Genomic DNA, 23,413 nt, shown 5'->3' with positions numbered 1-23,413 from the left:
ATCGCCGACAGGCGACCGTGCAGCCAGGGCGGGATGCGGAGGGCGTCAGATGGTCGATGGGGTGTCGGTGATGATGAGCGAGCAGGTGTTCCGACGCCATCCGGTGCGATCGGCGGTGACCGCGCTCGTCCTGTCGGCGGTGCTCTCGGCCGCTGCGTTGTTCATCCTGCCGCGGATGCTGCCGCGGACCATGGACCTCGATACCCGCAGGATCATCGTGCTCGTCGCCGCGATCGTGGTGACGGGACTCGTGTTCACGTCGATGCTCTGGCTGCGCAACACCCGCATCGTGGTGCGTCCCGCCACTGTCGAGATCGGGCGGGCCGGCAATCGCGAGACGTACGACCGGGCGACCACGGCGTTCCGCTCGAAGATCACCGAGCACCGCACGAACGGCATCCGCAGCGGCATCACCCGCGCGCTCGTCGTCTACAGCGCCGGTCGAGAGATCACGGTCGAACTGCCGGGGTTCACCCGGTCGACCTTCAACGAGCTCATGGCTGTGCTCACACCGATCGCCCCTGCGAAGCCGGCGGATCCGGTCGAGGCAGCGCGTGTGCGCGCACAGCTGCCCTCGTCGTTCCGCGTCGACTCGTCGAAGGAGCGGGTTCTCGCGACCGGTCTGACGATCGCCGCCGTCGTGCTGCTGATCGTCGCCGCTGCCGTCACGGCCGTCGCATTCACCCCGGGTTTCCTCGACGGCGAGCTGTCGGCGCTCGTCCTGCTCATCCCGACCGCCGGTGTCGCGGGCATCGGTCTGGCTATCGGAGCGGCTCAGCGGCAGCGGGTGCTGAAGCGCATTCCGGCACACGTCTCGATCAGCCACCACGGCATCCGTCTCGACGATGTCGACCTGCCGTTCGCCCAGCTCACCCGCATCTGGCTCACGCCCACGGGCTACCCGGTGCGGCGCATCCGCTTCGAGCGCGCGGAGGGGCGATCGACCACCCACATCCTCGGATCGAACCGCGTGCAGATGACCCCCGACTACGGCGACTTCCTGCTCGCGCTGCGGGCGGAGACCTCCACACGCCCCGAGCTGCTGCGTCTCGACCTGGAATGACCGCACGGACGAATCGCGCCGGACGACCTCGCGCGGCGGGGTTTCGTCTCGCCTGATCGGCGCCGACTGCGGGCGCCCGAGACGCTCGAGAAGCCGGTCCGACCGGAGTCCGTCGAGGCCCCCATAATCGGAACGTGACTTCCTCCGCATCCATCCCCTCGCTCGACGGCCGCCGATTCCGCATGGTCTCCTCGACGACCTCGGCGGTCGATCCGAGCGCTCCGAGCGAGTTCGTCTACCAGGAGCGCGACGGAGCGATCTGGGGCGACTACTCCGGCGACACCGTCACGTTCGGACGTTTCGTGGGCACCCGCACGGGCGACACGATCTGGGTCTCGTTCGTGCATGTCCTCGTCTCTGACGGCACCGTCGTGACGGGCGACGGCGAGAGCGAGCTCGAACTGACCGACGACGGTCGCATCCGCCTCGTGGAGCACTACGAGATGCACGGGCTGCCGCAGCTCAGCGTCTGCGAAGAGGCTTCCGTCAGCTGAATCGGGCCTTCCGTCTCGGTCGGCCTCGCCGGCCTCGCTCGACGAGCAGGGTGGCGGGCGTGTCAGCGGGGCGGAAGAGTGTCTCGTCCCGGCGACGCCGGCGTCCATCGCGTCATGCCGAGCGATGCCTGCGGCTCTCGCTCGGGCAGATCCGACGGCAGCAGGAACGAGCGTCGCACGACCTCGTCGAGCACCACGACGCTGACGACCGTGCGCACTTCAGGCAGCTGTGCGATCACGCCGGTGGAGAATTCGTGCACGCCGCTCACATCGACCGCGCGGATCAGCAGCATGGCGTCGTGCTCGCCCGTCGTGATCGCGCACCACTCGACGTCGGGCATCTCGACGATGCGGTCTCGGAACGACGCCCAGGCCTGCGGATGCACGGTGACGAACACCAGGGCTCCGATGGAGAGCCCCGCCTTGGCCTGATCGACCTGTGCGCTGAAGCCGGTGATGACGCCGTCCTGCATGAGGTTCTCGACGCGGGTGTAGGCATTGGCACGCGAGATCCCCACGGTCTCGGCGAGAGCGGCGATCGAGATCCGACCGTTATCGCGGAGTGTTTCGAGGATTCTGTATCCGATGTCGTCCAGCGGGGCGGCACTTCGTCCAGTTTGCCTCGCAGCTTCGTCGCTCTTGGTGGACACAATGCTCCTCACGGGCGGGGTCTTGGACAGACTGTGGTGACGTCTGCAATCTTGCTGGACACATAGTCCCATACAATGCGAATCTGATCACCGGTCGTCCACCCGGCGTCGACCGAACCCGATGAACTCCTCGCCCTTGGAGGCCCATATGTCGTCACGTCGCAGCACGTCCGTCATCGCGATCGGAGCCGTCGCGCTCCTCGCTCTCGCTGGTTGCTCCGGTGGCAACTCGGCGAACAACGGCGGTGAGTCCGCAGGTTCCGACTCGCTCGTCATCGACACCGCGTTCTCGATCGAGACCGCCGACCCGGGTCACACCTACGACCCGACCGGCAACATGATCGCGAAGGCCCTGTACGAGACCCTCGTCGACTTCGAGGGCTCCGACGTCTCGACTCCCGTTCCCGGCCTCGCGTCGTGGGAGCAGAACGACGAGGCGACCGAGTTCACCTTCACCCTCGAGGGCGACCGCGTCTTCTCCGACGGCTCGCCGATCGAGGCCAAGGACGTCGTCTTCACCCTGCAGCGCATCCAGGGCATGACCGATGCCAAGCCGAACTTCCTCCTGGGCGGCCTGACGATCACCGAGGTCGACGACAAGACCGTCTCGATCACCTCCGAGACCCCCCTGCTGCAGCTGCCCGCGATCCTCGCCAACCCCGCTCTCGGCATCGTCAACTCCGACGTGGTCATCGAGAACGGCGGATCGATCGACGGATCCGACAGCGCACAGAGCTTCCTCGACGGCGAGTCCGCCGGCTCCGGTCCCTTCGTGCTCGACACCCTCGACCTGTCGTCGCAGGTCGTGCTCACCAAGAGCGACGAGTACAACGGCGACGAAGAGGCGGCCTACGCCCGCGTCGTCGTGCGCAACGTCTCGGAGAGCGCGACGCAGCTCGCGAACCTCAAGGGCGGCGACTCGATGGTGGCCATGGACCTGAACGGCGACCAGGTCGCGGGCCTCGGCGACGGACTCCAGGTCGAGTCGGTGCCCTCCGGCCAGACCATCTTCCTGCTGCTCAACCAGTCGGCCGCCGTCGGCGGCGACCTCGCGAACGTGAAGATCGCCGAGGCGATCCGCTACGCGCTCGACTACGACGCGCTGCTCGAGCTCGCAGGCTCCGGCGCGGTGCAGGCGACCGGCGTCATCCCGCCCGGATTCGAGGGTGCCCTCGAGACCGGCGTCGAGCAGGACCTCGACAAGTCGAAGGCCGCGCTCGCCGAGGCCGGCTACACGGGTCAGACCCTGAAGCTGCAGTTCCCGAACGACTACCCGGTCGGCGGCGTGGAGTTCACCCCGCTCGCCGAGCGCATCCAGGCACAGCTCGAGGATGCCGGCATCGCCGTCGAACTCGCTCCGGCGCCGTTCGCCACCGAGCTCGACGCGTACGTCAACGGCACCGAGGGCTTCGGCCTCTGGTTCTGGGGTCCGGACTACGCGGACTCCGCGAACTTCCTCCCCTTCGCTCCCGGCCTGAAGGTCGGTCTGCGCGCCGGATGGGCGGCCGAGGCCAACCCCGAGATCGCAGGCATCGCGGCGGGTGCCGCAGCCGCGACCGACGAGGCCCAGCGCAGCGAGGCCTTCACCTCGTTCGCCGAGGCGATGCAGGCCGAGGGCCCCTTCGTGCCGCTGATCGTCCCCGGTCGCAACATCGCCACGGCTGACTCCGTCACCGGCGCCGTGTACAACTCGGTGTGGGAGATGGACATCGCCGAGATCACGCCGGCCGGCTGAGCGGCGCCGACTCATGACGACGGTGGCCGTGCGACGGCAGTCACAGCGTCGCAGGTCGCCGCTCGTCGGATACCTGCTGCGCCGGATCGGCACTTCGCTGCTCCTGCTGGTGGGGGTCACGATCGTGACCTTCGCGCTCACGAACCTCGTGCCCGGCGACCCCGTGTCGGCGGCGCTGGGTGAGGGGGCCTCTCAGAATCCCGAGACGCGCGAGGCGTTCATCAAGGCCCAGGGTCTCGATCAGCCGCTGTTCGTGCAGTACTTCATCTATATGGGGAACCTCCTTCGCGGAGACCTCGGCACGTCGCTGGTGACCGGTCGCCCGGTCACCAGCGACCTGGCCACGGCGGTGCCTGCGACGATCGAGATCGCGATCGGCGCCATCATCCTCAGCCTCGCGGTGAGTGTGGTGCTCGGCACCCTCGCGGCGTACCGCCGCGGACTCGTGACGGATCAGGTGATCCGCATCGTGACGCTGATCGGCCTGAGCGTGCCGACCTTCTGGCTCGCGCTCGTGAGCTTCTACGTGTTCTTCCTCGAGCTGCGGATCGCCCCCGGTTCGGGTCGCATCTCACCGTCGATCACCCCGCCGCCCCGCATCACCGGGCTCTACACGGTCGACTACCTCCTCAACGGAGACGGCGTCGGATTCGCGGATGCTCTCGCGCACCTCGCCCTGCCGGTCATGGTGCTGTCGCTCGTCACGATCGGGCTGCTCACGCGCTTCATCCGCACCTCGGTGCTCGAGGTGCTCGGCAGCGACTACGTGCGTGCGGCTCGGGCCAAGGGCCTTCCCGCGATGCGCGTGATCCTCGACTACGTGCTGCGCGGAGCATCCCTCCCGATCCTCACGGTCGTCGGCGTCGCCTTCGGGTCGCTGCTCTCGGGCACCGTTCTCGTCGAGTCGGTGTTCGCGTGGCCGGGGCTCGGCACCTACGCCTACAACTCGGCGGCGAACCTCGACCTCCCCGGCATCATGGGCGTCGGTCTCGTCGTCGGTGTCATCTACCTCCTCATCAACTTCGTCGTCGATCTGCTGTACGGCGTCCTCGACCCGAGAGTGAGGATCGCATGAGCCGCATCGACTCGGCATCCGGCCCCTGGCGGTTCCGCTTCCGCTGGCCCCGCGCCTGGCGCACGCCGCTCGGCGTGATCGGCACCGTGATCGCGGGTGCCTGGATCATCGTCGCCTTCACCGCGCAGTGGTGGGTGCCGTTCGGCCCCAACGCCCAGGTGCTCCCGCGTCTGCAGGCGCCCGGCATCGACACGCTGCTCGGCACCGACGGCAACGGGCGCGACATCTTCTCGCGTCTGATGACGGGCGCGACCGTGAGCCTTCCGCTCGCGCTCATGCTCGTGATCGCCGCGATGATCATCGGCACCGTGATCGGCGCCGTCGCCGGCTACTTCGGCGGCTGGGTCGACGAGACGCTGATGCGTATCACCGATCTGTTCATGGCGTTCCCGACCGTCATCCTCGCCATGGTCGTGGCGGCCTCGCTCGGCCCGTCGCTGTTCAACGCGGTGATCGCGGCGATCGTGGTGTCCTGGCCGCAGTACTCGCGAGTGACCCGCAGCATCGTGCTCGGACTCCGCGGGCAGAACTACGTGATCGCGGGGCGACTGCTCGGCCACTCGCCGCTGCGGACGCTGTTCGTCGACATCCTGCCGAACATCGCGGGCCCCGTGCTGGTGCTCGCGACGCTCGACATCGGTGCGGCGATCCTGCTGCTCTCGGGTCTGTCGTTCCTCGGCCTCGGCGCGCAGCCGCCGACGGCCGAGTGGGGATCGATGATCTCGGCGGCCATGCAGAACTTCGACGCGTGGTGGCTGGGCGTCTTCCCCGGTCTCGCGATCCTCACCGTGGTGCTCGCCTTCAACTTCCTCGGGGACGCGATGCGCGACATCCTCGACCCGACGGCCGAGGTCACGCACGAGAAGCAGGCCGAGCATGCGGCATCCGCGAAGGGGGTGGCAGCATGACCGGCGCACCCGCACTGAGCATCCGCGACCTGACGATCGAGATCGGCCGTCCGCTCGTGCACGGCATCTCGCTCGACCTCGAGGCCGGTCGCATCCACGGCCTCGCCGGCGAATCCGGATCGGGCAAGACGCTCACCTCACTCGCCGTGCTCGGGCTCCTGCCCCGGCAGGCGCGCACCGGCGGATCGATCACTCTCGCGGGGGAGGAGCTGGTCGGCATGCGCCGGCGGGCCCTCAACCGCATCCGGGGCACGCGCATCGCGATGATCTTCCAGGACCCGTCGGCGTCGCTGCACCCGCAGCTGCCGATCGGACGCCAGCTCACCGACCACATGCGGGTGCACCTCGGGCTGCGGGGCGCGGCCGCCACTGCCAAGGCGGTCGAACTGCTCAAGACCGTGCAGGTGTCGAATCCGGATGCGGCGCTGAAGCGCTACCCCCACCAGTTCTCGGGCGGACAGCGGCAGCGCATCGCAATCGCGTGCGCACTCGCCTGCGACCCCGAGGTGCTGCTGGCCGACGAGCCGACCACCGCGCTCGATGTCACCGTGCAGGCCGGCATCCTGAAGCTGCTGCGCGACCTCGCGATCGAGCGCAACCTCGCCGTGCTGCTCGTCACGCACGACCTCGGGGTCATGAGCGCGATCGCCGACGAGGTCGCCGTGATGAAGAACGGGCAGATCGTCGAGCGGGCCGACCGCGAGACCCTGTTCCGCTCACCGCAGCACGAGTACACGCGTACGCTGCTCGCCGCACTGCCGGGATCGAGGCTCGAGATCGCGGATACCGACCCGGCGGCGCTGGATCCGGTGCTGCCGGATGCCGAACTGCCGGACGTTGAACCGGACACCGAACCGGATGCCGAACCGGATGCCGAACCGGATGCCGATGAGGAGGCCCGCCGATGAGTGAGACCGCCGTCCTCGACGCGCACGACGTGGTCGTGCGCTACCCCGGCAACCCGCCCGTGGTCGCCGTCGACACCGTGTCGCTGAGCGTCGCCCCGGGTGAGACCGTGGCGCTGGTCGGCGAGTCCGGCAGTGGCAAGTCGAGCCTCGCCCGCGCCGTCGTGGGCATCGAGAAGCTCGCCGGAGGAGAGGTGCGGTTCCGCGATGCGCCCGTGACCCCGCTCGGCATCCGCCGTCGCGACATCGCCCTCACCGGCATCCAGATGGTGTTCCAGGATCCGTCGACCTCGCTGAATCCGCGCCGTCGCGTGGGCGACCAGATCGCCGACGGCATCGCGACGGCCCGCGCCCGCGGGGCCGAGGGCTCGACCGTGGCGGAGTGGCTCGAACGGGTCGGACTGCCGACCGAGGTCGCCACGCGCTTCCCGCACCAGTTCTCGGGCGGACAGAAGCAGCGTCTCGCGATCGCGCGGGCGCTCGCCGCTCGGCCCTCGCTGCTGGTCGCCGACGAGCCGATCTCGGCCCTCGACGCCTCGACCCAGACGAGCGTCGCCGGGCTCATGCGCGATCTCGTCGCGGAATCCGGCGCCGGGATGCTGTTCATCTCGCACGACCTCGCCGTCGTTCGGCGCATCGCCGACCGCACTTTCGTGATGTACGCGGGGCGTGTGCTCGAGTCGGGACCGACTGATCGGGTGTGGTCCGCTCCACAGCATCCGTACACGCAGGCGCTGCTCGCCGCGATCCCGGAGCCTGACGGCCGAGGGCGCATCCCGGCCGCGCCGACCGTGAACGAGCGCGTCGTGTGGTCGGAGATCCCTCCCGTCCTCGGCTGAGTGAGTCCGTGTGCCCTCGCGTCGGGGGACGCACGCCGGGACGGCTCACGCGCCGGGACGCTCACGCGCCGGGGCGGCTCACGCTGCGGGACGGCTCGCGCTGCGAAGGAGATCTCACGTATCGAAGGACGGATGCCGTGAACTCGTCCGTCGATGCGAGAGATCTCCTTCGATGCCTGCGCGGGACCCGCGACGTGATCAGCGCGCAATGAGGGTGAACGGGACCTCGTGATGTGCGCCGGGCGAGGGGGTGGGGTCCGCGAGGATGTCGAGGATCGTCGTCGCGGCCTGCTCGGTGCCATGACCGACGGTCGAGAACGTCGGAATGTGGAATCCGCCCTCCTCGATGCCGTCGAATCCCATGACCTGCACCTGCGTCGGCACGTCGATGCCCCGACTCGCGAGCGTGTAGAGAGCGCCGAGCGCGAGGCTGTCGCTGAAGCAGAACAGCGCGTCGAACCGGGCACCGCTCTCGATCAGGCGGTCGACCGCGACCGACCCTGCGGCCCGGTTGAACTCATCGACGGGCGCGTGCAGCGAGTCGTCCGGGGCGATACCGGCAGCGGCGAGAGCACGGAGATACCCCTCGAACCGGAGATGTGACGTGGCGCTCGGACCTGATTCCTGCACTCCCACCGCGGCGATGCGCCGACGTCCATCGGCGATGAGCGTGCTCGTCGCCGCGGCGGCGGCCGCGACGTTGTCGATGCCGACGTGGTGCACGGTCGGACCGACGAGGACCTCGGCCTGCTCGCCGATGAGCACGAGCGGGGGAGTGGCCGGACGGTCGGCGAGATCGGCGGCGGTCAGCAGCAGAGGACTCATCACGATGCCGTCGAGGGCGGGGAGCCCGTCACCGACCATCATCGCCAGCTCGGTGTCGCGGTCGCCGTCGGTCTGCGCGATCAGCACGGTGAGCGCGCGACGCTGGGCCGCGGTGACGAACGAGGAGGCGAACTCGGCGAAGTACGGTTCGCGCAGATCGGGCAGCACGAGTGCGATCAGACCGCTGCGACCGTTGCGCAGCTGCCGAGCCGCGAGATTGGGGCGATAGCCGAGCTCGTCGATCGCGGCGAGGATGCGCTGTCTGACCTCGGCGCCCACCCAGCCCGTGCCGTTCACGACGTTGGAGACCGACTTGGCGCTGACGCCGACTCGAGCCGCGACGTCGGCGAGGGTCACGCGCGCCATGGGGTTCCTGTCGTCGGGTCGGGCATCTCGGGTCGGGCATCGTCGGGTCGAGCGTCTGCGGGATCGGTGCGTCCTGCTCGATCCGACTCTAGCGTTTGACCATAGTTCAACGTGGAACTAACGTGGTGTACTCCGAGGGGCAACCCGTTCGACGATGAATGGCCGGCACCAGCCGACCGGAAGAGGGAGCCGTACACGTGGCACAGCGAGACGACCGATCCGGGATCGAGTCCCTTCAGGCGAGCCGGTTGGAGACCGCGCGCCCGCGCCCTCAGCTGGTGCGGGACTCGTTCATCGACCTCGACGGCGAATGGGGGTTCGCGCACGACGACGCCGATCTGGGTCACACCGAGCGCTGGCATGACGGACGTGAGCTGCCCGATCGCATCCGGGTGCCCTTCCCGCCCGAGTCGCCGGCGTCGGGTGTGGGCGCCACCGGCTTCCACCCCGTCGTCTGGTACCGACGTGTGCTGACCGCGAGCGATCTCGATGCCGCAGGGCACACCGCAGGGCGCCGGGCCGTTCTGCACTTCGGCGCCGTCGATCACCGCGCCACGGTCTGGGTCGACGGTCAGGTCGTCGGCTCGCACGAGGGGGGCCACACGCCCTTCGCGTTCGACATCACGGATGCGCTCGCTCCGACCGTCGACGCGCACACGATCGTGGTGCGCGCCGAAGACGACCCGCACGATCTCGCCCAGCCGCGAGGCAAGCAGGACTGGCACGAGGACCCCCACGCGATCTGGTACCACCGCACGACCGGCATCTGGCAGACCGTGTGGCTCGAATCGGTGCCGCCGCAGCACGTGACCGCGATCAACTGGACGAGCGACCTGACCGCGGGGACGGTGACGGTCGAGGTCGCCCTCAGCCGGCGTGCCGACAGCGTCGTGCAGGTGCGGATCGCCCACGAGGGGCGGATGCTCGGCACCGCCAGCGTGACGGCGAACGACACGAGCACGACCCTGACCTTCCCGCTCGCCGGTCAGACGAACGGTCAGCACTACGAGCACCTGCTCTGGAGGCCCGAGAACCCGGTGCTGCTCGACGCCTGGGTGCAGGTCGAGACGGCGGGATCCGAGACGGATGCCGTCGCCAGTTACCTCGGCCTCCGCTCGGTGGGGTGGAGCGACGGCGCCCTGCTGCTCAACGAGCGACCGGTCACCCTGCGATCGGTGCTGAGCCAGGGCTACTGGCCCGAGTCGCACCTCGCGGCACCCTCGGCCGACGCCCTGCGTCGAGAGGCCGAGCTGATCGCCGAACTCGGGTTCAACTCGGTGCGGGTGCATCAGAAGGTCGAGGACGAGCGCTTCCTCTACTGGGCAGATCGACTCGGTCTGCTCGTCTGGGGCGAGATGCCGGCGACCTACACGTTCACCACCGAGTCGGTGCGGCGCACCACGGCCGAGTGGACCGAGGCGGTCCTGCGCGACCGTGCCCACCCGAGCATCATCACCTGGGTTCCGCTCAACGAGAGCTGGGGTGTGCAGCACATCGCCTCGCGCGCCGACCAGCGGGCCTTCGCCGAGGGGCTGTACCACCTGACGAAGGCGCTCGACCCGACCCGGCCGGTCATCTCGAACGACGGCTGGGAGCTGGGGACATCGGACCTCTGGACGGTGCACGACTATGAGTGGGACGGTGAGGTGCTCACCGATCGCTACGACGTCGATGAGAGCCGACTCCGCGAGTACATCGGGGGCATCGGCCCCGCGGGACGTCGGATCCGCCTCGAGGGGACCGTCGACACGGGCCAGCCGATCATGCTCACCGAGTTCGGCGGAGTGAAGTGGGCGGCCGATGCGGGGCCCGCGAACTCCTGGGGCTACTCCGAAGCCGCCAGCCCCGACGACTACGAGCGCAGGCTCGCCGAGATCCTGGGAGCCGTGCAGTCGGGCGTCCGGGATCATCGCGGTCGTCGTGGGGGGCTCGCCGGCTGGTGCTGGACTCAGCTGACCGACACGATGCAGGAGCAGAACGGGCTGCTCACCGAGGCGCGAGAACCCAAGCTTCCGATCACGACGCTGCGCGCGCTGATCCTCGGGTTGCCGCTGGACGCGTGATCGCGCGAGCGGTCTCGTCGCCCGTGGTCTGCGCGACGGAACCGGGAGCGACGCACTGCGGGCCGAGGCGAGAGCCCCGGCCCGCAGCGTCTGTCGGTGGATCAGACGGGTGCGACGATGTCCTGCGCGACGTCCCACTCGGTGATCTCCATCGACGTCTCGATGGACTGTCCACCGGCGTCGGCGGATGCCGTCGACGCGAGGATCACGTAGTCGGAGGTGACCTCGTAGACGACGTCGACCGGAACACCCTGCATGTCGGCCGTGCCGCTCACCAGGAAGACCTCCTGGTCGAGGCGCGTGCCGGTGCCGGTGACGGTGAACTCGCCGGTCAGTCCGCCCGCGGCCTCGGCCGGGTCGATGCCCTCGAGGTTGGCGGCGCTGGTGCTCAGTGCGGCGATGACCGGGTCCGACGACTGCGGGTCGGCGGCCTGCCACTCGCTCGTCGACGACTTGACCCACACGTCGTCGCCGATCACGATCAGCGAGCCCATGGGCGAGATCGACTCGACGGCCTTCTCGGACGGGTTGTACTTCATGGTCGACTCCATGCCGAGCACCGACGTGGTGCCCGCGTAGCCGGCCGTATCCGCCATTGCGTCGGTGATGCAGGCGCCGAGGGCTGCGCCGTCGACGGAGGCGCCTTCGGTGAGCTCCGGGCAGTCGGAGGTGGGAGCGGTCGTCTCCTCCTGCTCCGCCGCGGCGGAGGGCTTCTCTTCGGCGGGCTTCTCCTCGGCGCCGGCAGAGCAGCCGGTGAGCAGCACGGCAGCGGTCAGGGCGAGCCCGACTCCCCACTTCTTGGAACGCATCATGTTTCCCCCTTCGGTCGTGCGCGCGATGTCGATCACCGCGCACGCATTCCAGCATGCCAACTCCGGACGGAACCGCGTGGAGGCAGTCCGAAGGAATCTCGGCTAGACTGTCGAGGTTGTCTGCCCTCTGGCGTCCATTCGGGAAGCCATGACCGACGACGTGCACACACCCTCCTGCTTCCGGGAAAGTCCCGGAAGCCGTTCTAGTCCGAAGGAGGTGGGTAAGTGACGCACCAGTACGAACTCATGGTCATTCTGACCCCCGAGATCGACGAGCGCCAGGTCGCCCCTACGCTCGACAAGTTCCTGAAGGTCATCACCAACGATGGTGGCTCGATTGAAAAGGTCGACGTCTGGGGCAAGCGCCGTTTCGCGTACGAGATCCAGAAGAAGACCGAAGGCATCTACGCCGTCGTGAACTTCACCGCGACCAGCGAGGCCACGCAGGAGCTCGACCGTCAGCTCAAGCTGAACGAGCAGATCATGCGCACCAAGGTGCTCCGCGCTGAGGAAGCTCAGGCAATGATCGCTTCCGAGGCGAAGCGCTCCGAGGAGAAGGCTGCCCGCAAGGCCGCCAAGGCTGCGAAGGCCTGAGTTTCATGGCCGGCGAAACAGTCATCACCGTGGTGGGAAACCTCACGGCCGACCCCGAGCTGCGGTACACGCAGAACGGACTGCCGGTGGCGAACTTCACCATCGCTTCGACTCCTCGGAACTTCGACCGCGCCGCCAACGAGTGGAAGGACGGCGAAGCGCTGTTCCTCCGCGCGTCGGTCTGGCGTGAGTTCGCCGAGCACGTGGCGGGTTCGCTGACCAAGGGAATGCGCGTCATGGCGCAGGGCCGTCTGCGTCAGCGCTCCTACCAGGACCGCGAGGGCAACCAGCGCACCGCGATCGAGCTGGAGGTCGACGAGATCGGCCCCTCGCTCCGGTACGCGACCGCACAGGTGACCCGCGCGGCGTCGAACGGTGGCGGTGGCGGCGGCGGACAGTCGCGCCCCGCGCAGCAGCAGCAGGTGTCGGAGGAGCCGTGGTCAACCCCCGGCTCGTCGACCAGCGCCGATGCCTGGAGCACTCCGGGCAGCTTCGGCGACGACACCCCCTTCTGAACAATCTTCTGGATCGGGTCTCTGAGTCCGTCGAAAGACTCAGCGGTCCGTCTCATAACTAAGGAAAAACAATGGCTGGAAAGTCGAGCGGCGACCGCCGCAAGCCGCGGAAGGGCGCGAAGAACGCCGCTCCCGCGAAGTCGATCCGGGTCGGTCTCATCGATTACAAGGATGTCGCGACCCTTCGCAAGTTCATCTCGGAGCGTGGGAAGATCCGCGCCCGTCGTATCACCGGTGTCTCCGTGCAGGAGCAGCGTCTGATCGCCAAGGCGATCAAGAACGCTCGCGAGATGGCTCTCCTGCCCTACGCCGGCGCTGGCCGCTGAGGGGTACGGATATGGCAAAGCTGATTCTCACGAACGAGGTCGCCGGGCTCGGAAGCGCCGGTGACGTGGTCGAGGTCAAGAACGGGTACGCCCGCAACTACCTCATCCCCCAGGGCTTCGCTACGGCGTGGACCCGCGGTGGCGAAAAGCAGGTCGCTTCGATCCAGGCTGCTCGTCAGGCGCGTGCGATCCACGACCGCGACGAGGCCGTGGCCCTGAAGAACACCATCGAGGGCACCAAGGTGCGCCTGACGGTCAAGGCCGGCAACGAGGGTCGTCTCTTCGGTTCGGTCAAGACCGCCGATGTCGCCGACGCCGTGTCTGCAGCCGGTCTCGGCTCGATCGACAAGCGCAAGGTGCACATCGGATCGGCCATCAAGGTCGTCGGTGAGCACGAGGCCACGGTTCGTCTGCACGACGACGTGACCGCTGTCATCACCCTGCAGGTCGTCGCCGCCAAGTAAGGCCCGACACCCCGCGCGAATCGCCCCCTGTCCTCCGGGACAGGGGGCGTTCTGCATCCCGTCGTCAGCGGAGTCCGAGCTCGGTCGCGCGACGGGGATGCGCGGGGAGCGCCGGATCCACATCGACCGCCCGAGACCATACGTCGTCCGACACGGGAACGCCGCGAGCGATGAGGCCGCGCACCGCATCGTCGACCGCATCGACGAAGTCACCGCCGACGTGCGAGCCGTCGACGAGAGAGACGATCACGCGCGTGGTTCCCGGGACGTGCTCGCCGACCCACACGACGACGACACCCCTCGCGGAGAGGGGCCCCAGGCGGGTCGTGAGCGTCGAAAGACCGCTCCCTCCGATCAGGACGTCACCCACCACGGATCCGCGCCGGTAGGTGCGTGTGGCACCCGCCGCTGTCGTGGGTGTCGCTGCGCGGAAGTGGGCGGACTGCATCGCGCGATCGATCTCGGCGAGGGCGGTTGCGACGGCATCCACCGGCACGGTGAACGTGCGGGCGCCGTTGACCGCCCGCCGCAGGCGTCGAACGTCGACCATGGCGACCTCCCCGGGCCAGTCTAGGCAGCCGCGTGCCTGCGCCCGCTGCCTGTGGGCCGTGCGCTCACGGGGGGATCGTTCCGACGCGAGATGCGTCGGTCACAGGCGGGAAGATACTCCCGACATATCGCTCGTGTCCATACCCCTGATGACCAAATCCGCTGGTCGCGACCGCGTGTTCCGACGCGTTGCGATCTGTGACGCGCCCGGTGAAATCTCGGCTTGACTTTCCCCAGGTTCTACACATCTCCCCAACCGGTGGACAAACCTTAAACGTGCAGTTGAACCGCGTTCTCATCCACAGGTTGGGGAAACAGTAAAGTCCAGTTCACGGGAAATAAACGGGTACTGATTTCACGTAGTCCACCGGGTTATCCACAGCGGTTGTGCACAGACACTCCGGAATTCTCCGCACACTCTCCACAGAGTTATCCACAGCCTGTGTTGCGACCGAAAACAGCCGCTCGTAGCGTGGTCGAGCGACCCGATGTCGGTGGCTGCTGGTTCGCTGTGCAGACGGCTTCGAACGGCCGCGACAGCGCAGCACGACATCCGGGCAGCGCCCCGCCCCACCACGCTCGTCGCATCGAAGGGAACACTGTGTCGATCGCTGACATCTCCGAGGACCGCCTCGGTGGCAAGCGTCCGCCCGAGCGGACCCCGCCGCACGACCTTCTCGCGGAGCAGAGCGCGCTCGGCGGCATGCTGCTGTCGAAGGATGCGGTCGCCGATGTGATCGAGACGCTCCGGGGCGCCGACTTCTACATCCCGAAGCACGAGCTGATCTTCGAGGCGATCCTCTCGCTGTACTCGCACGGTGAGCCGACCGACGTCGTGGCCGTCACCGACGAGCTCATCAAGACCGGCGAGCTCAGCCGCGCCGGCGGTGCCGACTACCTGCACACGCTCACCTCGATCGTGCCCACTGCGGCCAACGCCGGATACTACGCGGGCATCGTGTCGGAGCGCGCGATCCTGCGCCGTCTGGTCGACGCCGGAACCCGCATCGTGCAGCTCGGCTACGACGGTCAGGGCGACGCGACCGACCTGGTCAACAACGCGCAGGCAGAGATCTACTCGATCACCGGATCCGAGACCGCGGAAGACTACGTTCCCCTGCAGATCGCCGTCGACGCGGCGCTCGAGGAGATCGAGGCGGCCAGTGGTCGCGACGGCTCGATGACGGGCGTGCCCACCGGGTTCAAGGAGCTCGACGAGCTCACCAACGGACTGCACGGTGGCCAGATGATCGTCGTCGCCGCCCGACCCGCCATGGGTAAGTCCACGCTCGCTCTCGACTTCGCGCGCGCGGCATCCATCGGGCACAACCTGCCCTCCGTCTTCTTCTCGCTCGAGATGGGCAAGAGCGAGATCGCGATGCGTCTGCTCAGCGCCGAGGGCCAGATCCCGCTGCAGAACATGCGCAAGGGAAACCTCGACCCTCGGGACTGGACCACGGTCGCGGCGACCCGAGGGCGCATCAACGATGCTCCGCTCTACATCGATGACAGCCCCAACATGACCCTCGTCGAGATCCGCGCGAAATGCCGCCGGCTCAAGCAGCGCGAGGGTCTGCGCATGGTCATCATCGACTACCTGCAGCTGATGACCTCGGGCAAGCGCGTCGAGTCGCGTCAGCAGGAGGTCTCGGAGTTCTCCCGAAGCCTCAAGCTCATCGCCAAGGAGCTGCAGGTCCCGGTCATCGCCCTGTCGCAACTGAACCGTGGTCCCGAGCAGCGCCAGGACAAGAAGCCCGCGATCAGCGACCTGCGTGAGTCCGGGTCGATCGAGCAGGACGCCGACATGGTGATCCTGCTGCACCGCGACTCGGTCTACGACAAGGACGTGCGTCCGGGTGAGGCCGACCTGATCGTCGCAAAGCACCGTAACGGTCCGACCGCCACCATCACCGTCGCCTTCCAGGGCCACTACTCGCGATTTCACGACATGGCGCCGGGCGGCGACTTCAACTGAGTCGAGTGAACCGCGGCAGGGTCGCCTGCGGTGACGCGATCACTCCAGGTCGCACTTCCATCCCTCGCACGGAAGCTTCGGATCACGGGCGACCTCGCCGTCGGGCACCCGCAGCACCTCTTCGGCGCGGGCGATCGGGAACATCTGCAACCCCGCGGTGGTCATGAGCGTGCGCCATGAGTCGCACTGCGGATCGTACGGTGGCTGTTCGTAGTCGAAGGGCCGAAGGACCTCGGGGGAGCGCGAGGCGCGCAGGGCCTCGAGCCTCTCCGATGCCACCTCACCCTCGAGGTCGAAATCCGGCTCGGGTTCCAGGGTCTGCTCTGACGAGACCCGAGCGTCCATGATCGTCGGCTCCGAGAAGATCGGGATGCGTGGTCCTCGCACCGTGAAGTCGAACGTGACCCCGGAGGTCAGGTACACCATGCGCGAGGGGTCGGCACTGCAGGTCACCTCGGACCGAGCGACGAACGTGCCGCAGTCCGTGCGGACCGTGGCGTAGTCGGGTCCTTTGCGGACCCTGTGGTGGTCGAGACCTCCCGACACGGTGCATGACGCCTCGGAGGCGGCGGGGAACAGGGGATTCACGAATCGCACACCGAACAGAGCGCCGATCGTCAGGATCACGCCGAAGCCAACCCACGCCCAGACCTTGCGTTTTCTGCCTGACGGCACGTCCCCCCGAACCATCCTCGTATCTTGGCAGATGCAGATGCAGATGCAGATGCAGATGCAGATGCAGATGCAGGTGCAGGTGCAGATGCGGATGCGGATGCTGGAAGAGCGTAGGAGACGGGGCGCCCCCACCACGGGGGAGGCGGCGGAAAGGGCGCCCCGTCAGGCATCGTCATAGGGACGACACCGCTGCCGCCGCGCCGCAGCGCGGCATGGCTGCTCACATAGAGTGACAGCCGATCAGAGCCCGCACAAGTCTCCCTTTGTCCAGTTCTCGGCTCAGCTGAGCGCCTCGGCATGGCGGCGGAGGCCGCGCCGGTTGGAGACGTCGAGCTTGCGCATGATGCGGTGCATATGGCTCTCGACGGTTCTCACACTCAGCACCAGGCGGGAGGCGATCTCGGCGTTCGACAGGCCGCTCGCGGCCAAGCGGCCGACCTCCTTCTCGCGTTCGGTGAGGGTCACGGCGATCGCGCCGAACCGGGCCAGGTCGAAGTTCCGTCCGACGTGACGGCTGCGCACCTCTTCCTCGAGGCCGAGCGCGCGGCGCTGCGCGACGTCGTCGCCGGCTTCGGCGAACCAGGCACGCGCGAATCGGCACGCCGACAGTGCGGTGCCGGTCAGGCCCCTGTCGTCGAGCTCGCCGACCGTCGCGAGCATCGCCTCGGCGTCTCGGGCCACCAGCGCACTGGTGAATGCCGCATGGGCGCTCAGTCCGGCAGCCTCGGGCAGCTCCTTCGCGTGCGCGAGCGCACTGCCGAGCCGTGCCGGGGTCGGATCCAGCTCCACAGCCGAGAGTTCGGCCATCAGTCCGGCGAAGCGAGCACCACGGGTCCAGAGCACTTCGCCCGAACGCGCCAGCACATCGGCAGCGTCCTGCGCCTTTCCGTCGAAAGCCAGCAGCTGCACCTGGGGCCAGGCGTTGCTCTGACCGGGCAATGGTCCGTCGACGGCCCCGAGTTGATCGAGGTCGGCGGCGAGGCGCTCGCCGACTGTCAGCTGCCCGCGACGGATGGCGACGACCGCGGCGATCGAGAGGAGCGAGAGCTGCATGCCCGGAGGCAGCGGCGAGGGCTCACCGGCCGAGAAGATGATTTCGAGCAGATCGTCCACAGCCGCATGATCTCCGGATGCGAGGTGGCAGACCGCTGCGGCGGTGCCGAACGCGCGCACACCATCGATGTCGAGGTATCCGTGCGCCTCGTCGAACCCGCGCTGCAGGACGTCGAGCGCGGCGCGAGAATCCCCCTCCCCGAACAGCGCCAGTCCCAGCAGCATCCGCGGTGCGTGCCGCTGCTGCCCGTCGTCGACGGTGTCGATGAGACGGAACACGCGTTTCGCGTCCGCGAAGCGGCCGAGGCTCACGAGCACGCCCATCTGGGTCTCGAGCAGCACGGCCTTGACCGCGGTCGGGAGCTCGTCGGTGACCTCGAGACGGGTGCTGAAGTCCTCGGGGACGACGTCCAGGTTGGCGAGGAGCTGCACCTCGATCGCGTCCAGCATCCGTCCGAACCGGCCGACTCTCGGCGCGTCCGCCTGCAGCTGAGCAAGGGCTCGTGCCATGTCGTTCTCGACGTATGCGATCCACTCGGCCCTCAGGGCTGAGAAGTCGGCCCTGCTCGCGTCGTCGCCCGAGAGCGCATGCGGCGACGACAGCACCTCGGTGATCACATCTCTCACCCTGGGGGTGTGCGTGTGCATGAGGGCGCGGATGTATCGGACGGCGCTGGACGCCGTCGGGTTCGCCTCCCACTCGGCAGCTGTGACGATGCGGCGTGCGCGGGCGCGCTCCTGCAGCAGACGTACGAACAGCGCATCGCGCCCACCCGACGAGGGCGACGACTGCGGCTCCGTCAGCACCGACCACACCGATTCGGGAGTGCTCAGCTGCCGCACGATCTGCCCGGTGAGACGGGTGCGACGCGCGGTCAGCGGCTCGTGCCGGAAGAACTCGACGAGCAGTGGCGGCATGACGGCCACGAGCTGACGATCGCCGCTGGGGATGAACGTGATCATCCGTCGCTCCTCCAGCAGCTCGAGGGTTCCCCAGTCGACCAGCTGACTCGCCGTGTCGATGTCGGCGACGCCGACGATCGCGATGATCTCGAGCGCATCGCGGGTCGCGTCGTCGAGGCTCTCGAGGTGCGCTTCGAGCACCGCGCGCAGGCCGCTGCTCCAGAGATCGCGGGTGGCGGTCCACTCGCCGGCGCGCAGGACCAGCCGCTGTTCGCGGATGGTGGCGTCGACCAGGCTCAGGGCGAGGCCGATGTTGCCGCCCGACTTCGCGAACACCCGACTCATCGTGGTGGCCTCTATCGGAGCCGACAGATAGAGCTCGAGGGCGGACTCCATCTCCTCGAATCGCAGCGGCGTCATGTCGATCACGTACGAGGGTTCGAGGGTCGAGGCGGGCAGCCCGCTCGGAGTGTGGCGGGCACGCAGCCCCTGCAGACGTGACAGGACGATCGGCACCCCGTACTCGCGGCGCACCGACTCGGCCACGCCCCAGGACGACTCGTCGAGATCATCCCAGTCGTCGAGGAAGAGCACGGATCTCTGCGGGCGCAGCGCCTGCCGCAGAGCGTCGGCCGTGCCGTGCAGATTCGATCCCGGTCGTTGGGTGCCGGGGTCTCCGATCCCGGCCAGGTGGAGCGCTGCGAGCGGATGCTGTCGCAGAGAGGCGATCCCGCGCACGGCGATCACCGTCCATTCGTCTTCCTCGATGCGAGAGCGCAGAGCTTTGAGGAAGGCGCTTCGACCGGAGCCGCGGCTGCCGACCACATCGATGCTGACGCCCGCGCGAATCAGATCCACCGCCGAGGTGAGGCTCTCTTCGCGTCCGACGACCATGAGATCTCGCTTTCTCACGCGCATGTCCTAAGCAAAAAGTACACTCCGAGCCCCGGGAGGGATAGACGCAGTCCCACGCTTCCGACGGTGTGGCCGCACAGGTGAGCCTGCCCCGTGTGCAGCCCCGGTGACTCGCAGATGGGGGCGTTCTACGAGCCGTCGCCGCCGAGCTTGCGTACTCGCTGACCGCCGCTCCGCCGATCGCGAGGCGCATGCAGTAGTCCGCCCGCGCTACTGCTTCGCCGGACTCGGATGCTCCGATGGCGCCGGACGCGGAGCCGCTCGCCGACGGCTACTGAGACACCGGGCCGACGCACGCAAGGTCGAGCATCCGGACTCGCAACGGCCCCGATTCCCCGCCGGAGCCGGCTCCGGATGCGGGATGGTCGATGTGTTCGAACTCCCACTCGAACACCCGCGGATCCGCGTGAATGCCGCCACCGAGTCGCCCTTCTCCCCGATGTGCGACGAACTCTTCCCCGGAGCGTGTGGCGGTGTTCGTCTTCTCAGCGGGACGCGCTCCTCCGGCGCGTCCCGCTGTGCGAGTCGTCACAGCGTGATGTCGACCGGTGATGCCAACTGCCGCCAGTGCACCTGTCGACCGGTGCGTGCCTCGAGGACGTCCGCTGCGGCGAGCGGCCCGACATCGACGCCCGAGATCCGGGCGATCTCGGCGACGGGGACCTGGAACGTGCGGAAAGACCCCAGCGGGGGTGCCGCCAGCAGCCCGTCGGGCGTGCGGACGAGGTCGGTCTGGTCGAGCACGAAACCGGCGGCGGCCAGCCCCTCGACACCCTGCCACGCGGCGATCTTCCAGAATCGGAGCGGGATGCGGATGCTGCGGTACGACGGATCGTCGTCTCCGAGCACCGGCGCGGTGAAGACCGACAGGCGCTGGTCGGTGCTCTCGGCATACTCGATCACATGGTCTTCGAGGCCGAGCCAGAGCTCCTTCGACTGATTGAACCCGGCGGCCTGCGGAGCCGCGTTCGGATAGAAGAACGTCGCCTCTGTGGCCGCTCGCGCGTCGGCGACGTCGCCCCAGCCCGGGTCGCGCCGTCGTACGAGATGCCCTCGGTCGAGATCGTTGCGCGCGTAGACGTCGGGGCCGGTCTGCTGCTCGGCATCCACACGAGGGTCGAGGCGCCACTCGCCGGTGCGCGGCAGCTCGCGCAGCAGGGCGCCGTCGATGTTCACTCCCGTGACGGCAGCCAATCGCCGCGCGCGGTCGAGCAGCACGGTGAAGCGCGGATAGCTCAACTCCGTCGCATCCTGTGAGGGCCGGGGCAGCGGCACCGGTGTCGCGAGGAATTCGAGGTCGTATCCATCTGCCATATCGACATACTGCCTCGCGTCGCCGACATTCGCCGACGGGTGCAGAACGGGGGAGCGCCCCCTCCGGATCATCTCGGGAGGGGGCGCGCGCGTGGTCAGCGTGTCACGGCGTCGGCATACCGCCGTTGACGTTGAGCGTCTCGCCCGCGACGTAGCTCGACTCGGCGGAGGCGAGGAAGACGTAGGCGGGGGCGAGCTCGGCGGGCTGACCCATGCGACCGAGCGGAGTGTTCTCGCCGAACTCGTCGAGCTTCTCCTGCGGCTGTCCGTCGGTGGGCTGCAGCGGCGTCCAGATCGGGCCCGGCGCCACGGCGTTCACGCGGATGCCCTTCGGGGCCAGCTGCTGCGCGAGGCCCTTCGTGAACGCGTTGATGGTCGCCTTGGTCGACGCGTAGTCGACCAGGATGTCCGACGGCGAGTACGCCTGGATCGACGTGGTGTTGATGATCGCGGAGCCGGCCGGAAGGTGCGGCAGCGCTGCCTTCGTGATCCAGAACATCGCGTAGACGTTGGTCTTGAAGGTGTCGTCGAACTGTTCGTCGGTGATGTCGGTCAGCGACTCCCGGTAGATCTGCTTGCCGCCGTTGTTGACGAGGATGTCGAGGCCGCCGAGAGCGCCGACCGTCTCGGCGACGAGCGTGCGGCAGTACTCGGGGTCGCGCAGGTCGCCGGGGATCTGCGCGACGGTGGCGCCGGCTTCGCGCAGGATGCCGGCGATGCGCGCAGCATCCTCCTCCTCCGCCGGAAGGTACGAGAGCGCGACGTCCGCTCCCTCGCGAGCGAAGGCGATCGCCGTGGCCGCCCCGATGCCCGAGTCGCCGCCCGTGATGAGCGCCTTGCGTCCGGTCAGACGTCCGGTGCCCCGGTAGCTCTTCTCGCCGAGATCGGCCTTCGGCGCGAGGTCGGCGTCGAGCCCCGGCTCGGGCATGTGCTGCTTCTGCGGCTCGATGTCGGAGTAGAGCTTCGCTGGATCGGTGAAGGTGTACTGGTCGCGAGACATGAGGGTCCTCTCGGTCGTCTGTGCGGGGGAAGTCCCATCGTGCGCCCGGGTCGCCGGCCCGGCTACCGCCTTGCGCGCTCCGGTTCAGGTCGCTAGGGGTGCCGTTCGGGTCGCTCGACACCGTCTCGGGAGGAGATCACGCCCTCGGGAGGAGAGAATCGTGCAGTTGCTCCTCCCGAAGGAGAGATCTCCTCCCGAGCGGGAACAGGTGCGGCGATCCGCGCCGGACTCGTCGACGAATTCGGCCTCTTCATCGGGCCGGGGATCGTCGGCGGCGGCAAGCCGTTCTTCCCCGAGGGCTGCACGTCGACCTCGAGCTGCTCGAGGATCGCCGGTTCCGCAGTGGGGTGATGTTCCTGCGCTACGCGACGAAGCCGTGACGAGCGCTCAGGGGCGGACGCGCACCGTTCGACCCTCGAAGGTGACGAGATCGCCGTCGTGCAGCTGGCGCCCGCGGCGACGATCGATCTCGTCGTTGACCTTCACGAACCCGTCGATCACGACCTCTTTGGCGTCGCCGCCCGAGTCGAGCAGTCCCGAGAACTTCAGGAACTGACCGAGGCGGATCATCTCGCCGCCGATGGAGATGTCATCGATTCGGCCGGAATTGGTCATGACTGAAATGGTAGCCGTCGTCCGGCACGCGTCGAGCCGCCGACCCCGAAGGGCCGGCGGCTCGAGGAACGACGCCGGACGCTCAGTCGTCGATGTCGGTGCCGACCACGGCGAAGTCGGCGCTGAAGTCGATGTCGACCGAGCGGTTGTCACTCGTGAGCACCGAGGCATCGAAGGGGCTCACGTCGTCGCTGTCGGCGTCGAGGTCGGTGATCATGCCGTCGGCCTCGGCCAGCGCGGCATCCACCAGGGCGCGGATGGTCGCCTCGTCGAGAGTGTTCGTCGGCGCGGAGTCATCGTCGTCCTGCTCGGTCGAGGTGACGGTGGTGGCGAGGTCGGCACCCACCCGCACCTCGGTCTCACTGCCGTTCGCGCCGGTCAGCTGCACCTCCCAGGTGCCGTCGCGCTTCGCGTCGATCGAGGTGACGTCGCCCTCGGCGGCGCCGCGGGCGGCATCCGCGATCGCGACGAGCTCATCGGCCGAGTCGGTGCCGATGCCGGTCACGGGGCCGCCGCCCTGCCCGCCACCCTGCGACGGACCCTGTCCGTCATCGTCGCGGTCGTCGCCTCGGTCGTCGCCGGGCTGTCCGCCGCGGTCGTCGTCTCCACGGGGTCCGTCGGACATCGAGGGGCGGTCATCGTCGTCGCCGAACTCATCGCCGACGGCTGCACCCAGTGCGACACCACCGCCGACGAGTACCACGGCCGCGGCGATCCCGCCGCCGATGAGGAGTGCGCGCTTGCGCCCGCGCTTCGCGGGGGCGGGGGCGGGGGCANCAG

The 23,413-nt window shown here is 68.4% G+C and carries 23 protein-coding genes; 13 read left to right on the top strand and 10 right to left on the bottom strand.

Annotated elements, in window-relative coordinates; all coding sequences use genetic code 11:
• Nucleotides 1-49 precede the first annotated feature (49 nt).
• Both IXW21_RS11195 and IXW21_RS11190 read left to right on the top strand, forming a co-directional pair.
• Nucleotides 50-1,063, top strand: coding sequence for a hypothetical protein (locus IXW21_RS11195; RefSeq protein WP_194764341.1), 1,014 nt, complete (start codon nucleotides 50-52; stop codon nucleotides 1,061-1,063).
• A 134-nt stretch (nucleotides 1,064-1,197) separates the two neighbouring features.
• On the top strand, nucleotides 1,198-1,557 hold the full coding sequence (locus tag IXW21_RS11190; RefSeq protein ID WP_323742228.1) for a hypothetical protein: 360 nt from the start codon (nucleotides 1,198-1,200) through the stop codon (nucleotides 1,555-1,557).
• A 62-nt stretch (nucleotides 1,558-1,619) separates the two neighbouring features.
• Here IXW21_RS11190 and IXW21_RS11185 read toward each other — a convergent pair whose 3' ends face one another.
• Entirely contained in the window at nucleotides 1,620-2,207 is a 588-nt protein-coding gene (locus IXW21_RS11185; protein WP_312169341.1) for an Lrp/AsnC family transcriptional regulator, read from the bottom strand.
• 148 nt (nucleotides 2,208-2,355) lie between these two features.
• Between IXW21_RS11185 and IXW21_RS11180 the strand changes: the two genes are divergently transcribed.
• The 5 genes from IXW21_RS11180 to IXW21_RS11160 are packed head-to-tail and all read left to right on the top strand — an operon-like array spanning nucleotide 2,356 to nucleotide 7,669.
• The gene (locus IXW21_RS11180; protein WP_194764340.1) at nucleotides 2,356-3,942 is read left to right on the top strand and encodes an ABC transporter substrate-binding protein; all 1,587 of its coding nucleotides are present in this window, start codon (nucleotides 2,356-2,358) and stop codon (nucleotides 3,940-3,942) included.
• A gap of 13 nt (nucleotides 3,943-3,955) precedes the next feature.
• Nucleotides 3,956-5,017 (top strand): ABC transporter permease, encoded by a 1,062-nt coding sequence (locus IXW21_RS11175; RefSeq protein WP_194764339.1) that lies wholly within the window; start codon nucleotides 3,956-3,958, stop codon nucleotides 5,015-5,017.
• Nucleotides 5,014-5,925: an ABC transporter permease gene (locus IXW21_RS11170; RefSeq protein WP_194764338.1), complete on the top strand. Its 912-nt coding sequence runs from the start codon at nucleotides 5,014-5,016 to the stop codon at nucleotides 5,923-5,925. Before IXW21_RS11175 ends, IXW21_RS11170 begins: the two co-directional genes overlap by 4 nt.
• Nucleotides 5,922-6,833, top strand: a complete 912-nt coding sequence (locus IXW21_RS11165) for an ABC transporter ATP-binding protein (protein ID WP_194764337.1) — start codon at nucleotides 5,922-5,924, stop codon at nucleotides 6,831-6,833. Before IXW21_RS11170 ends, IXW21_RS11165 begins: the two co-directional genes overlap by 4 nt.
• The gene (locus tag IXW21_RS11160; RefSeq protein ID WP_194764336.1) at nucleotides 6,830-7,669 is read left to right on the top strand and encodes an ABC transporter ATP-binding protein; all 840 of its coding nucleotides are present in this window, start codon (nucleotides 6,830-6,832) and stop codon (nucleotides 7,667-7,669) included. Before IXW21_RS11165 ends, IXW21_RS11160 begins: the two co-directional genes overlap by 4 nt.
• 198 nt (nucleotides 7,670-7,867) lie before the next feature.
• On the opposite strand, the gene IXW21_RS11155 is transcribed toward IXW21_RS11160, so the two are convergent.
• A complete protein-coding gene (locus tag IXW21_RS11155; protein WP_194764335.1) occupies nucleotides 7,868-8,860 on the bottom strand; it encodes a LacI family DNA-binding transcriptional regulator in 993 nt (330 codons plus the stop codon).
• Nucleotides 8,861-9,057: 197 nt separating this feature from the next.
• Here IXW21_RS11155 and IXW21_RS11150 point away from each other — a divergent pair, with 197 nt between their 5' ends.
• Entirely contained in the window at nucleotides 9,058-10,923 is a 1,866-nt protein-coding gene (locus tag IXW21_RS11150) for a glycoside hydrolase family 2 protein (protein WP_323742227.1), read from the top strand.
• A gap of 101 nt (nucleotides 10,924-11,024) precedes the next feature.
• On the opposite strand, the gene IXW21_RS11145 is transcribed toward IXW21_RS11150, so the two are convergent.
• A complete protein-coding gene (locus tag IXW21_RS11145) occupies nucleotides 11,025-11,735 on the bottom strand; it encodes a hypothetical protein (protein ID WP_194764333.1) in 711 nt (236 codons plus the stop codon).
• A 225-nt stretch (nucleotides 11,736-11,960) separates the two neighbouring features.
• Between IXW21_RS11145 and rpsF the strand changes: the two genes are divergently transcribed.
• The 4 genes from rpsF to rplI all read left to right on the top strand — a co-directional run bounded on the left by rpsF (nucleotide 11,961) and on the right by rplI (nucleotide 13,634).
• Nucleotides 11,961-12,329: a 30S ribosomal protein S6 gene (gene rpsF / locus IXW21_RS11140; protein WP_194764332.1), complete on the top strand. Its 369-nt coding sequence runs from the start codon at nucleotides 11,961-11,963 to the stop codon at nucleotides 12,327-12,329.
• 5 nt (nucleotides 12,330-12,334) lie between these two features.
• On the top strand, nucleotides 12,335-12,844 hold the full coding sequence (locus tag IXW21_RS11135) for a single-stranded DNA-binding protein (RefSeq protein WP_194764331.1): 510 nt from the start codon (nucleotides 12,335-12,337) through the stop codon (nucleotides 12,842-12,844).
• Nucleotides 12,845-12,915: 71 nt separating this feature from the next.
• On the top strand, nucleotides 12,916-13,170 hold the full coding sequence (gene rpsR / locus IXW21_RS11130; protein ID WP_055987764.1) for a 30S ribosomal protein S18: 255 nt from the start codon (nucleotides 12,916-12,918) through the stop codon (nucleotides 13,168-13,170).
• 11 nt (nucleotides 13,171-13,181) lie between these two features.
• Nucleotides 13,182-13,634 carry a 50S ribosomal protein L9 gene (rplI, locus tag IXW21_RS11125; RefSeq protein WP_194764330.1) on the top strand — a complete coding sequence of 151 codons (453 nt, stop codon included), beginning with the start codon at nucleotides 13,182-13,184 and terminating at the stop codon, nucleotides 13,632-13,634.
• Between the two features lie 64 nt (nucleotides 13,635-13,698).
• On the opposite strand, the gene IXW21_RS11120 is transcribed toward rplI, so the two are convergent.
• Nucleotides 13,699-14,184, bottom strand: coding sequence for a hypothetical protein (locus IXW21_RS11120; RefSeq protein WP_194764329.1), 486 nt, complete (start codon nucleotides 14,182-14,184; stop codon nucleotides 13,699-13,701).
• A gap of 600 nt (nucleotides 14,185-14,784) precedes the next feature.
• Between IXW21_RS11120 and dnaB the strand changes: the two genes are divergently transcribed.
• Entirely contained in the window at nucleotides 14,785-16,158 is a 1,374-nt protein-coding gene (gene dnaB, locus IXW21_RS11115; protein WP_194764328.1) for a replicative DNA helicase, read from the top strand.
• A gap of 39 nt (nucleotides 16,159-16,197) precedes the next feature.
• On the opposite strand, the gene IXW21_RS11110 is transcribed toward dnaB, so the two are convergent.
• The 6 genes from IXW21_RS11110 to IXW21_RS11080 form a co-directional block, all read right to left on the bottom strand.
• Nucleotides 16,198-16,785, bottom strand: coding sequence for a hypothetical protein (locus IXW21_RS11110; protein WP_194764327.1), 588 nt, complete (start codon nucleotides 16,783-16,785; stop codon nucleotides 16,198-16,200).
• Nucleotides 16,786-17,112: 327 nt separating this feature from the next.
• Nucleotides 17,113-19,701: a helix-turn-helix transcriptional regulator gene (locus IXW21_RS18565; RefSeq protein ID WP_194764326.1), complete on the bottom strand. Its 2,589-nt coding sequence runs from the start codon at nucleotides 19,699-19,701 to the stop codon at nucleotides 17,113-17,115.
• A 531-nt stretch (nucleotides 19,702-20,232) separates the two neighbouring features.
• On the bottom strand, nucleotides 20,233-21,018 hold the full coding sequence (locus tag IXW21_RS11100; RefSeq protein ID WP_194764325.1) for a DNA/RNA non-specific endonuclease: 786 nt from the start codon (nucleotides 21,016-21,018) through the stop codon (nucleotides 20,233-20,235).
• Between the two features lie 103 nt (nucleotides 21,019-21,121).
• Nucleotides 21,122-22,018 carry an SDR family oxidoreductase gene (locus IXW21_RS11095; RefSeq protein WP_194764324.1) on the bottom strand — a complete coding sequence of 299 codons (897 nt, stop codon included), beginning with the start codon at nucleotides 22,016-22,018 and terminating at the stop codon, nucleotides 21,122-21,124.
• Nucleotides 22,019-22,405: 387 nt separating this feature from the next.
• Nucleotides 22,406-22,633, bottom strand: coding sequence for an RNA-binding S4 domain-containing protein (locus IXW21_RS11085; RefSeq protein ID WP_194764323.1), 228 nt, complete (start codon nucleotides 22,631-22,633; stop codon nucleotides 22,406-22,408).
• 82 nt (nucleotides 22,634-22,715) lie between these two features.
• Nucleotides 22,716-23,413: hypothetical protein (locus IXW21_RS11080; RefSeq protein ID WP_228528443.1), on the bottom strand; the 698-nt coding region annotated here is incomplete at its 5' end.

Origin of the sequence: Microbacterium sp. UFMG61 (genome assembly GCF_015354505.1) — a bacterium.
In the GTDB taxonomy this organism is placed as follows: Bacteria; Actinomycetota; Actinomycetes; order Actinomycetales; family Microbacteriaceae; genus Microbacterium.
Note: the sequence above shows the minus strand (reverse complement) of the source record. Positions and strands in the feature narration are given on the sequence as shown.